Source organism: Legionella busanensis (assembly GCF_900461525.1).
GTDB lineage: Bacteria > Pseudomonadota > Gammaproteobacteria > Legionellales > Legionellaceae > Legionella_C > Legionella_C busanensis.
In genome coordinates this window covers 1725405-1737078 of the sequence record NZ_UGOD01000001.1, presented here as the reverse complement: position 1 = coordinate 1737078, position 11674 = coordinate 1725405, and the positions used below count along the sequence as shown (strand labels likewise).

Sequence of the window (11674 nt, the reverse complement as noted above, 5' to 3'; positions counted from 1 at the left end):
CTGTGTGAGGAATTTGTTTAACTTGGGGCATTATAAGAAATTAAACCGTTACAACTTTTTAATTGAATCGACTAATTCTTTTGCTTCGGAGAGCGTAAAAGGCTTATAAAGAAAACCTGCCATACCAACCGCAGCAGCTTGGGCATTAAATTGGGCTTCGCTGTGAATAGTTAGAGCTATGATTGGTGTGTCTTTATTTAAAAGACTCTGCGTCTTAATTAAGTTGGTTGCCTCAAAGCCATTCGGGCCATTGCTCAAACCTAAATCCATTAAAATAGCATCATAGTGTATTTTATTAGCTTTCTCAAAAGCTGCCGTACCATTATCAGCTGTATCTACAATACAATTTAATTCAGTTAAGTGTAATTTAGCCACCACTTGCGCTGCTTTTGCATCTTCAACTATTAATATGCGCATCGGTTTATTCATTTCTATTTCCAATAATACATTAGATATTTAAATTAAAGCATACCAAATTTATGATTGCGTATTTAAATTAAATCTATTCTGAGTTAAATAAAAGGGAGTGTAAAATACTAAATTTAAGGTTTTATTAAAAGGATAAACTTTTTTTAAACTTAACTAGTTATAGCAATCTTAAAAAAGACCCGCAATAAATTTGTACTATTTTTTCGTATCTAAAATTTCTTATGCTAAGCTGTTATAGGATGTAAAGAGTTCTAATTAAAAAAAAGGAATAGCTATGAAAAAGAAATGGATTCTACCGTCACTCTTACTTTCTCAGGTTATTTATGCCGCCCCTTGTCCTTTTGATCAAGCAAAATCATGTGAATTAAAAACCGATATTTTGAAAGATAAGTCACCGGAAGGCCTAAATTATTATTCACCAACTAATTATGATCATCGCATGTCTGGCGAGATAAATGTTTATGATGTTTCCAAAGTCACTAAAAAGGCTGATGGCACACTAACTTTGCTAGCTGATCTTATAAATCCTGGTTTTTGGCGCACAGGGGAAATTATGACTCGCCATAATTTGACCTCACCGCCTTATAATTCTCCAACACCATCAACGCCTTGGACAACTAAAGTAACTACTCATGGTTATTTAGAAGTTAATGTTCGATTACCCTTTTGTACAGCAAGCGCGGATGGTCGCTGTCAGAATGGAACAAATCCAGCTGAATATAATCGAGGACTTTGGCCCGCTATTTGGATGATGCCGACTTATGATAATGAATGGCCGCTAAATGGCGAATTTGATATTATGGAGGCTTATCCTAAAGATACAGCATTTAATGTCACTACGGCCGCACTTCATTTTAATGGTAATGATCCAAGTTGTGGAGGTTTTGATTGTCGCGGTTGGGGTTATGGTTTAGATAGCCATACTTTTCCTGAGCTAGCTTATAAGCAACCACATACATGGGGGTTTGAATGGGAAAAGGACCCACAAAGCGCTAATGGTGGCTATATCATGACCGGCTTTATTGATAACGCTCGCGTTTGGGGCCCTTTAAGGACCGATACTTTACCTGCTGATGGCGCTAACGCCTTTAGACGTGGTTTTAATGATCCTAATGGTGGATTTTATTTGATAGTCAATTTAGCTATCGGTGGACCTTATGCTGGTGCGCCTAATCCGCAAATGCAAAAGGCAAGTATGGATGTAAATAGCATTAAGGTTTATGAAGTAGGTGGCAGTACTCCTACGGATCAATGTAAACCACCAATAAATATTACCTCTTCTTATACTGACGATTTAAGAAGTGCGACCCTTAATTGGGATAAACCACAAGATGGCGCAGCAGTTCAATTATATCGTGTAAAAGATTGGCGCAAAAATTTAATCTGGGAAGGTACGCAGCTTACCTTTACAGATAAGACTTTACCTGGCCAACCTGGTAAATATACTTATTTTCTAACGTCAGTTTGTGGTGGACAAGAGTCAGCTGACATTCAGTATGATGTTTTTGTTTCTGATAGCGTCTGTAATCCGCCTAATAATATTACAGCAACCTATACTGCTGATAAAAAATCAATCACTTTAAAATGGGGTAAACCAACTAGTGGTGCAGCAGCTGCTTCTTATGAAGTGAAAGATTGGATCAAGCGTTTAATATGGCGTGGTGCGTCTTTAACTTGGACGGATAAAAGCTTACCCGGTACTTCTGGAAAATTTACTTATTTTATGAATACAGTTTGCCAGAATGGTAAGCGTTCGTCGTTAGTTCAAAAAGATGTCTTTATCCCTTAATTTTAACTTAAGTAGGGTTCTGCTTCTTTGCAGAACCCTATTGTTGTTGTTATTAAAAATCTCTTAACCCTAAAGCTTCCTGTTTATATAGAGTTAGTTATGCAATAAAATTAATTTTCAGCCGCTTTAAAAGGAAGCAATAACGTCATGATGCGTTTTTACCACTTAGCCAAAAATGCGCTTTTTTCTCTTTTTGCCAAACGAACGATAGGAGTACGCGCCTTACTTATTCAAGATGAGAAAATTTTATTGGTTAAACATACCTATCAATTAGGTTGGTATACCATTGGTGGTGGGGTTGAGCCTGGTGAAACGCCTTATCAAGCATTACAAAGAGAGCTTAAAGAAGAAGTTGGGGTTAGCCTTTTAACGCCAGCTCAATTATTTGCTGTTTATTATAGTAATAATGAGAAACGCGATGATTATATTATTTTTTATATTTGTCAGGCGCTGCTACAAAAGGCAAGCCACTCTGCTGAAATTGCTGCACAGCAATGGTTTGACTTAGATAATTTACCTCAAGATATTTCACCTGCGACAAAAAAACGTATTGAAGAATATTTAGGCACGCGTGCAATTAGCGAATACTGGTAAAAATTTTCATCAGATAAATTTACTTAAACATTTTTATTTTATGTTTATAATAAAACACTTTTACAGTTGGTAAATCAGTTTATGTATTCACAAGCGCTTGTTCGTAGTCCCACTGCCAGTATGACTCAGGGCTTAACTTCAAATCAAAATCCTCTACCGGTAAGTTTTGATCATGCTTTAGTGCAGCATCAAAATTATATTACCGCGCTTAACAGTTGCGGACTTGAGATAACAACTTTGCCTCCTTTAGAACACTATCCAGATGCTTGCTTTGTTGAAGATACAGCATTATTAACAGAAAAAGTTGCTATTTTAACTCACCCTGGTGCTTTAAGCAGACAAGGCGAAGTTGCTTTGATTGAGCCTTTTATTGCCTCTTTTTATCAAGATCGTATTGAAAAAATCAAAGCACCTGGTACCGTCGATGCAGGTGATGTCTTAAGAGTAGAAAATCATTTTTATATTGGGCTATCGAAACGCACCAATCAACACGGTGCAGATCAGTTAGCAGCTATTTTAACCGCTTTCGGTTTTACCAGCTCTACTATTGAGCTGAAAGAGTTTCTGCATTTAAAAAGTGGTGTATCTTACCTGGGTAATAATTATTTATTAGTGGCAGGAGAATTAATTAATCATCCCGCATGGCAATCTTTTAATCAAATCATTGTAACTGCAGAAGAAACTTATGCAGCAAATTCAATAAATATTAATAATAATATTATTTTGCCAGCAGGATTTAAAAAGACTGCACAAAGTCTAGAAGAACTTGGGTTTAAAACGCTTACTGTAGATGTTTCTGAATTTGAAAAAATTGATGGTGGCTTAAGCTGCTTATCGCTGAGATTTTAATGCTAAAAAAATTAAGCTCACTACAATTAACTTTAATTATCGTTTGCTCGGTTGATAGTATTCGTAATTTACCCGCAGCAGCTACTATGGGTCGCGATCTATTTTTCTATTTTTTGCTAGCGTTTCTTTTTTTTCTTCTACCCTGTGCCGTGATTACTAGCTGGTTTACCCAACAGTCGGATGAAGGTATCTATGGCTGGGTAAAATTAAGTTTGGGCAAAGGATTTGGTTTTGTTGCTATCTGGCTTCAGTTTATGCAAAATCTTTTTATCTTTCCAACATTTTTAGCCTTTATTGCTGGTCTTTTTTTATATTGTTTTGATGGCTCTTTAGCGCAAAATAACCACCTTATTTTTCTAATTACCAATAGCTTAATTTGGGGGTTAACTTGGATTAATCGGCGCGGCTTTTCTTTATCCTCTTTTCTGACAATATGTTGTTCTTTTGTTGGCCTTATTATACCCTTCATTTTAATTCTAGCGATTGGTATAGAATGGCTCATAATCAATCCGCACACACTTACCACGCTGACATCGAATACAGAAAATTCGTGGGCAGCTTTAACAGCCATTATTCTTTCTTTTTGCGGCATTGAAATTGCAGCAATACATGCCAAAGAAAGTAAAGCAAATGCGCTACCTAGAGCGATTGGTTTTTCTACCTTTATTATTTTTTTTACTATGCTTTTTGGTGCACTAACCTTAGCGCTTATTATTCCAAGCCAGCAACTTAGTTTTATTACCGGCATTCCTGATTTATTTCAAATTTTCTTCAGTCAAATAAAATTAGACAAAATAGCCCTTATCATTGATATGATGGTCTTTATTGGTTGTGTTGGTTGTGCTAATAATTGGTTGATTTCACCTATTAAAGGGCTCACTTTTGCTTTTAAGAAAGAGGGTAATGCCGTTCATACCGATAACGTTAACAATCAACTTTTAGTAATTCAAGCTAGTATTATTTCCATCATTAGCATTCTTTTTTTATTTTTTCCATCGGTAAACATGTCTTATTGGCTTATGATTGTACTTGCCACCCAAATGTATTTAGTTATGTATGTCTTAATGTTTTTAAGTGCTATTTGTCTCGCCTTACAGCAGCAAAAAACGAATAAATGGTGGGTTATTACTCTAGGTTTATTAGGGATAGGTGGTAGCCTAATTGCGTTTAGTGTAAGTTTTTATCCGCCAACAAATTTAGCAACTAGCCAATTAAATTACTGTTTGCTTCTCCTTTTAAGCCTTGTCATCATAGCAATGATAACTTTAGCCAGCTATACCATCCTTAATCAAAAATTTTTTAAATTGGCTAGTCAAGTTTAGCATGAAAAGATTTTATCTCACTAGCAAAGAGTTTTGGGTATTCGATATAAGGTAAATGACCACAATGAGTAAAACAAAAATATTCTGCATTTAACATATTTTTTGCTAAATTATGGACTGCTTCTTTATTAAAAATTAAATCTTCATCACCGGCTAATACCAGAGTTGGTACTTTAATTTGGCTCACCCAAGCGCTAGAATCAAAGTTTGCTAATGCTCTATATTGTCCTTCATAGCCTGGTAGCGTAAAAGGGTAGGGATTGCTTAATCCCTGTTGAATTAATTGCTCAACAGCCCCCGGTTTTGAAAGAAATTGAAAAGAAAAAAGCCAACTTGCTGAGGCCTTAATTAAGGTGTGCATAGGCGCTTGCGCTTTCAGTAAATCAAGCTGGGCATCCATATAAAGGTGGTAGGGGGTATGTATAGTCATGACAGCATTACTAATAGTTGCTGATTTCACTAAATCTGGCTGTTTAAAGGCTAATGTTTGCACAATAAGCCCACCCATAGAATTACCCACAAAATGTGCTTGTTTGATTTTAAGTTGCCCACATAATTGGACAACATCGTCTGCCATTTCAGCAATAGTATACGAACCTGGAGGTATATCTGTTTGGCCAGCACCGCGATTATCAAGCAAAATCACTTTGTATTTATCTTTGAAATAAGGCAAAACTTCTTGCCAAACGCTATGATCAACACTAAAACCAGCAATAAAAATAATAGGCTCACCAACGCCATGCACTTCATAATACATGGAAATATTTTTAATTTTCATTTTTGGCATGCAGGTTTATCCTTCCCTGATTAAAGTCCATAAGTTATTATTAAGTGATTAAAGAAATAAATTCTTTATTGGTTATTATAGTATAGCGCTTGATACAACTAAGTTGGCATAGAGCATTTAGTGGCCGATCTGAACCTTGCGTCGATATTGCGCAGGTGTTTCGCCAGCCCATTGCTTAAAGCGGGCAATAAAACTACTGTCATTACTGTAGCCTAAGCTTTGGCTGACTTGCGTGACAGAATAGCCGCGTTCAAGTAACACAAAGGCATGCATTAAGCGCAATTCCATACGCCATTTTTCAAAACTTAGGCCTATCTCTTTTTGTGTAATTCGATTTAGCGTCCGTGCAGTAATATTTACCATTTGAGCATAATCATTTACAGATTTTGCTTCACCAGGCGCTTGCAGTATTGTCTGAAAAATTTTATTTAAACGTTTATCCATAGGTTTTGGTAAAGATAGCGGTAGTGTTATTGCTTGCTTAATAAAATCAACAATAACAGTGGCTAGTCGAAACTCAGGACTATCTTGCAAATAGTCTGGTTTAACAAAACAAAATTTATCAACCATTAATTTTAATAAGGGTTCTACCTGTAATATTTCCATTGTATTAGGCAGTGGTAAAAAATGTTCTACCTTAATATATAATGAGCGATAACTCACTTTACTTGCTGAGTGAACATCATGTACTACATTAGGAGGAATCCACGCTGCTTTGCTGGGTGGTAATAAGAAATAGCGCCCCTGACAGTAAAAATGCGTCACTCCTTGACTACAATATAAGAGTTGTCCTTTGCGATGACAGTGTTCACCCGGCGTGGTTGGATAATTGTCAAAGGCAAACCCTATCATCGGTGAATCAATTTCATCAGGATCAATTTTATCTTTGACAGTATAGTAAGGCATGTCTTAATTTCATTATTTTTTGTCAAAACAAAGATATTAATACATCTTAATAAAAACTACTATAAGATTTATTTAAAGAAGACGAGGATGTAATAATGTATATTGACTTAACACTTAGCTTGAATGAATTAAGCATGGATAAGGAAATTATGAATGAAAAAGCGGATATAATTTTTAAATCTGGCCATTATGGTACTCACATTGATATCCATTTGCAAACAGAAATACCCCTCGAATATATGGCAAATCGAGCTTTATTATTTGACGTAAGTCATATTAAAGATCGTGACATTGAAAGTACAGATATTGATATAGATGCAATAAAAGCTAAAGACTGCCTGATATTTAAAACGGATAGAATTAAAGAGCATACCTATGGCTCCCAAGCTTACTTTTATCAACATCCTCAATTATCGGATGCCTTAATTGATATTTTAATTGCTAAGAAAATTCATATTATCGCTATTGATGCAGCCGGTATTCGTCGGGGCAAAGAGCATGCATTAGCTGACAAACGTTGTGAAGCACAAAGTGTTTATATTGTTGAGAATATTACTAATCTAGATTCACTAATCACCCAAGTAAAAGGCGATTTTCAAATTCATCTTATGTGGTTAAATTTACCAGAAAAAACAGGACTGCCTTGTAAGATAGTCGCGAAGTTATCGTAAAATAGTTTTTTAGGGCTTACCTGAACAACAAAAAGGGGCTAAATAAATCTTAATATTTACTTAATTTTTCTTTGGTATGATTAAAGTGAAAGTAAAGCCAGGGTGCTGTAAATTATGAAATTTTTTACGAATACTATTGAAAGTAGGTATTATACTGAAAATATTCCAAAGGAATATAGCTTTATTATTTTGCAAGAAAACGGGAGTGTAATCGGTGCAGGAAGATGTAAGGCAAATGACGAAGAAGATAATTCCTTTTTAGCCCCAAAGGATAATATTATTCCTAATACGAAAGATAATACAACTCATGCGTTCATTATTCTTGAAGGCAAGTATAAAAACAATATTCCTGTCCAAATTTTATTAATACGAGGATTTATCGGCAAAGATAGTGGTCATACGGGTATATTTAATTTATCAAATACAACCCCTTTTAAGAAAATTTATCAAGCTTATAATATCACCATTGAAAATTTCGCAAGTGCTTATAAGTTAAGCGGTGAATGTAGTTCAGAAATATTAGTTGAAATGATGAAAAATATGCTAAGCCATTGTTTAAAATGGTATTAGATTTAATACAAAAGGAAGTCAAACTACTGATAAATATAGGTATCCTGATAGCGCACCTGTAAGTATACATATACCTGAGACACTAATTATCTATGACCCAGTCCATGATAAACACTTAAAACTTCGTGGGCCTGAGTGGCGAAGTGAGCAACGTAAATGGCAAGCGAGCGCCTGTTTCCATTTTCTAAAATCTATAATAACTGAGGGTGATCCTTTTGTTAAACCTTCTTTTGCTTTCCCTGGCTAATTAAATACTTTATTAATAAGCTGGTTTTTCTTAATTTTAGCTATATGATTTTGGTTCATTTAAGTAACTTTGCAAGCAAAACTTCATAGACAATATATACTATTAATATTAAGTGCATAGTTTGTTTGTTCTTAGAGGTCAGCAATGATTAATCCATTTGAGTATCAACCTAAAGGTGATAAAGAAAATTCTGCTTATTTTAATGAATATAAAACTAAAATTTATGAAAGAAGGCAAGCGTCTGGTCTTGAAGACTTGTATGGCGATATGTGCGGCATTGTTGTGCAAGTCCAAACGGGGGATGCAATTCCATACCTAAAAGAAATGTATTACATGACCCCTTATCGTTATGCTAGAAGTTATATTAGCGACACCCATAAATTTTATTGTCTTGTTAATAGCGAAAATGCACCAGTTTATATTGTTCTTGAACCCTTAGATCCTAATTTCAAAGATGATATCACGCGCCTTAACAAAATGTATCCCTTGGCACGGCCTAAATTTAATGCCCGCTATGTCGGTGAAATTTATCGCTGCAAAGATAAAGATGAAGTGCGCAAAATTCTTATTTCCCATGATTTTAATTTCAGAATTCCTGACATGACGGAAAATAAATTTTATTGCAGTAATCACATTCATTTTACGAAATTATCTGATTTTACTTATAACGGAGTTGGTTATATTGATAGCGATATCCTGGATTTTGATAGCCTTGAATTAGGACAGCGATTTTTTCTGACTAAAGAACAAGAAGCACAACTAAATGAGGCTGATCAATGGGGTGCACATCTAGGTACCAAGGGATTAGTAAAAGGCATTGATCATATGGCTACCCGCATTTTAGCTGGTGAGCGAGAAGATGCCATTTTAGAATTTTTATGTTTATCTAACTATTATTTTTGGGGCGCCTACAATATTTATGACATGAATTCATCAACCAATGTTAATCGCTCACCGCATGGTAAAGATATTCAATCACCAGCAAAAGTGTTTACCGCTAATAATACGCCCTACATGGTCAATTCATTTGAAAACCTCCCTATGCCTACGGAAACATTTGTACGTAACTATGGCCGACGCATGCATCATATCGCTTATGAAATAAGTGATGGCGATCATAGCCCAGGCACAAAAAATATTGATTATGTCGTTGACACTTTAAAAAGTAATTTACCCATTAAATTTTTAGCTCAAGTATTTGGTGCCTGTACAGATGTGCCTGACTTAAAACAAATATTTTCTAAGCATTCACAATATTCCTTATTAATTACCGAATATGTTGAACGATGTCATGGCTTTGATGGGTTTTTTACCAAAGAAAATGTTGCAGCCTTAACAGATGCAGCAAGCTTGGATGAAAGTTTAGAGCAATATCAACATACTCTGGGCGATTAATTTAAAACACCAATACTTACAGCTAGTGGCGCTCACCACTAGCTTATTAAATTTTGCATATTTTTAAACACATACTCTGCGCCATAATGATTTAAATGATCACCATTAAAGTAATAGGGTAGTTCAGCATCCCGTGCATAGCATTTATTGTCTGAACAAAATAAAGGGCGCGGATCAAACAACTTAACTTGAGGAAACTCGCTTAATAAATTATCAATAACCTTATCATAAGGTGCTATTCGTTTTTGATAGCTGGCAAAATCCATCCAACAATTGGTACGCAGGGGACGAAAAGATAAACGAAGAGGCCTTAATTTAAAGCAGGTATTAATATTAAAATCTAAGTCAGGGATATCTTTTAAAAAGATAACTTCCTTATTAGCGGCCAAAATGGTTGAAATTAAATGTCGACCATTTTCTTGAAAACTTAGTGCTTTTTTAAGAGTAAGAGGTTTTGCTTGTCGCCAATGATCCTTTTGAATAGCAAAGCCACCGGTCATGAGATAAGACCAATAACCGGATAAATAAACTTTTTTAACACTTCCGTTTGTCTTTATAAATTCTAAAATAGCCTCAAATTTTTTTCGACACTCACCTTTTAAAAAGTGATGCGTGGAAAAAGGAAGACACATTGGCTCGACAATAAATAACACAGAGTGATTAGAAAATTGCTGCCAAATCGCATTGCGATAATGTCCTGTATGGGAATCACCAATAAACATAATATCAGGCAAGGTATTTTTAGATAGCTTACACCCTACACCAGATGCATTTTGCTTAAATGTAGGTATTAATTGCCCGCACTCAAAATCCTCAACTGATGGAAGAGGATTGTTAAGCAAGTCAACGAACTTACTCACTTGTGTTGATTTAAAGACTAATCCAGATTGCTTATAAATAAATCCGCCTACACCTGCTATAAAACTCATTAAAATAATTAAAGTAATTGTTTTTTTTCGTCTATAAGCACCAAATCGCATTGGTCTTTCAATAAATTGATAGGTTAGCCAAGCTAAAAGAATAGCTACGCTTACGCCGAACAAACATAATTGTTTACTTGGCGATGGCTCAGTAATTTTTATAAAAGATATGATAGGCCAATGCCATAAATAAAGAGGAAAGCTAATTAAACCTATCCAGACTAAAAAGCGATTTGCTAACAAGGTACGATTTAGCCAAGCTTTTGAACCAGCAGCAATTAATAATATCGTTCCTGCACAAGGCAAAACTGCCCAGCCGCCAGGAAAAGGAAATGTTTTTTTAACTTTAAAATGAGCATAAATAATTAAAGCCAAGCCTACGAACGCTAAGAGATGGTTGATAAGGTTAGGGGTGGCAAGGAAAGAATTAGGCTTAAAAATAGTTGCTAATCGGGATTGCAAACCAAACTTAATTTTTTCACATTCTGTTTGTTTATATAGATTTATCCAAGCTAATAAACTGCCACAGATTAATTCCCAAAATCGAGTTTGCGGTGCATAAAACGTAGCAATAGTATCTTGATGAATCATCTTAATATTAAGACTAAATGAAATAAGAATAATAAAAACTAAGATGGCCAAGGTATTTAAACGTGCTTTAAAAACAATCCATAATAAGAGTGGCCAAATCAAGTAGAATTGTTCTTCTATGCCTAAGCTCCATAAGTGTAGCAACGGCTTGTAATGGGCAGCATTATCAAAATAACCGGCTTCTTGCCACAGTATATAGTTAGAAACAAAACCTGCACCTGCGGCAATGTGTTTGCCTAATTGTTGAAACTCTGATGCAAATAAAACGATCCAACCAAATATTAAGCAGCTAACTAAAACGGTTAATAACGCAGGAAATATCCTTCTGATTCGTTTAGCATAAAAGTCTTGTAGACTAAAATGGTTGTTTTCTAAATTTTTAAATAAAATAGTAGAAATTAAAAAACCTGAAATGACAAAAAAAATATCAACACCAATAAATCCTCCAGGTAAACTATGGGGAAGAGCATGGAATCCTACCACCGAGATAACCGCTAGCGCCCGTAAACCATCAATATCGGCACGATACGTAAGAGAAGTATTTTTTAAATAATTGTTGTCCATAATTATTCTTTTATTGGCTATTTAGATAAAACCTTATTTT

General features: G+C 35.1%; 11 protein-coding genes. 7 read left to right on the top strand and 4 right to left on the bottom strand.

All coding sequences use genetic code 11. The annotated features are described in order from the left end of the window. Nucleotides 1-48: 48 nt before the first annotated feature. Entirely contained in the window at nucleotides 49-429 is a 381-nt protein-coding gene (locus DYH30_RS07800) for a response regulator (RefSeq protein ID WP_115331119.1), read from the bottom strand. A 274-nt stretch (nucleotides 430-703) separates the two neighbouring features. On the opposite strand from DYH30_RS07800, the gene DYH30_RS07795 reads away from it, so the two are divergent. The 4 genes from DYH30_RS07795 (at nucleotide 704) to DYH30_RS07780 (ending at nucleotide 4983) form a co-directional block, all read left to right on the top strand. Then, entirely contained in the window at nucleotides 704-2218 is a 1515-nt protein-coding gene (locus tag DYH30_RS07795) for a LamG domain-containing protein (protein ID WP_115331118.1), read from the top strand. 147 nt (nucleotides 2219-2365) lie between these two features. Then, entirely contained in the window at nucleotides 2366-2812 is a 447-nt protein-coding gene (locus tag DYH30_RS07790; RefSeq protein ID WP_115331117.1) for an NUDIX domain-containing protein, read from the top strand. Nucleotides 2813-2893: 81 nt separating this feature from the next. Beyond that, on the top strand, nucleotides 2894-3661 hold the full coding sequence (locus DYH30_RS07785; protein WP_115331116.1) for a dimethylarginine dimethylaminohydrolase family protein: 768 nt from the start codon (nucleotides 2894-2896) through the stop codon (nucleotides 3659-3661). After that, the gene (locus DYH30_RS07780) at nucleotides 3661-4983 is read left to right on the top strand and encodes an APC family permease (RefSeq protein WP_115331115.1); all 1323 of its coding nucleotides are present in this window, start codon (nucleotides 3661-3663) and stop codon (nucleotides 4981-4983) included. The genes DYH30_RS07785 and DYH30_RS07780 overlap by 1 nt, the downstream gene beginning before the upstream one ends. On the opposite strand, the gene DYH30_RS07775 is transcribed toward DYH30_RS07780, so the two are convergent. Beyond that, entirely contained in the window at nucleotides 4970-5770 is an 801-nt protein-coding gene (locus tag DYH30_RS07775) for an alpha/beta fold hydrolase (protein WP_115331114.1), read from the bottom strand. The genes DYH30_RS07780 and DYH30_RS07775 overlap by 14 nt on opposite strands. Nucleotides 5771-5887: 117 nt before the next feature. Further along, a complete protein-coding gene (locus tag DYH30_RS07770) occupies nucleotides 5888-6676 on the bottom strand; it encodes an AraC family transcriptional regulator (protein ID WP_115331113.1) in 789 nt (262 codons plus the stop codon). Between the two features lie 95 nt (nucleotides 6677-6771). On the opposite strand from DYH30_RS07770, the gene DYH30_RS07765 reads away from it, so the two are divergent. From DYH30_RS07765 to DYH30_RS07755, 3 genes are all read left to right on the top strand, one after another. Next, complete coding sequence (locus DYH30_RS07765; RefSeq protein ID WP_115331112.1) at nucleotides 6772-7347, top strand: cyclase family protein; 576 nt, start codon at nucleotides 6772-6774, stop codon at nucleotides 7345-7347. A 114-nt stretch (nucleotides 7348-7461) separates the two neighbouring features. Next, entirely contained in the window at nucleotides 7462-7917 is a 456-nt protein-coding gene (locus DYH30_RS07760; protein WP_115331111.1) for a hypothetical protein, read from the top strand. Between the two features lie 391 nt (nucleotides 7918-8308). Further along, nucleotides 8309-9559, top strand: a complete 1251-nt coding sequence (locus tag DYH30_RS07755; RefSeq protein ID WP_115331110.1) for a hypothetical protein — start codon at nucleotides 8309-8311, stop codon at nucleotides 9557-9559. Nucleotides 9560-9597: 38 nt separating this feature from the next. Here the strand turns inward: DYH30_RS07755 and DYH30_RS07750 are convergent, their stop codons facing one another. Beyond that, the gene (locus DYH30_RS07750) at nucleotides 9598-11634 is read right to left on the bottom strand and encodes an acyltransferase family protein (RefSeq protein ID WP_115331109.1); all 2037 of its coding nucleotides are present in this window, start codon (nucleotides 11632-11634) and stop codon (nucleotides 9598-9600) included. Nucleotides 11635-11674: the final 40 nt, after the last annotated feature.

Excerpts from the sequence above, each read along its gene's own strand:
- DYH30_RS07800 (WP_115331119.1), bottom strand. The coding sequence starts at position 429 with ATGAATAAACCGATGCGCATATTAATAGTTGAAGATGCAAAAGCAGCG.
- DYH30_RS07795 (WP_115331118.1), top strand. The coding sequence starts at position 704 with ATGAAAAAGAAATGGATTCTACCGTCACTCTTACTTTCTCAGGTTATT.
- DYH30_RS07790 (WP_115331117.1), top strand. The coding sequence starts at position 2,366 with ATGATGCGTTTTTACCACTTAGCCAAAAATGCGCTTTTTTCTCTTTTT.
- DYH30_RS07785 (WP_115331116.1), top strand. The coding sequence starts at position 2,894 with ATGTATTCACAAGCGCTTGTTCGTAGTCCCACTGCCAGTATGACTCAG.
- DYH30_RS07780 (WP_115331115.1), top strand. The coding sequence starts at position 3,661 with ATGCTAAAAAAATTAAGCTCACTACAATTAACTTTAATTATCGTTTGC.
- DYH30_RS07775 (WP_115331114.1), bottom strand. The coding sequence starts at position 5,770 with ATGCCAAAAATGAAAATTAAAAATATTTCCATGTATTATGAAGTGCAT.
- DYH30_RS07770 (WP_115331113.1), bottom strand. The coding sequence starts at position 6,676 with ATGCCTTACTATACTGTCAAAGATAAAATTGATCCTGATGAAATTGAT.
- DYH30_RS07765 (WP_115331112.1), top strand. The coding sequence starts at position 6,772 with ATGTATATTGACTTAACACTTAGCTTGAATGAATTAAGCATGGATAAG.
- DYH30_RS07760 (WP_115331111.1), top strand. The coding sequence starts at position 7,462 with ATGAAATTTTTTACGAATACTATTGAAAGTAGGTATTATACTGAAAAT.
- DYH30_RS07755 (WP_115331110.1), top strand. The coding sequence starts at position 8,309 with ATGATTAATCCATTTGAGTATCAACCTAAAGGTGATAAAGAAAATTCT.
- DYH30_RS07750 (WP_115331109.1), bottom strand. The coding sequence starts at position 11,634 with ATGGACAACAATTATTTAAAAAATACTTCTCTTACGTATCGTGCCGAT.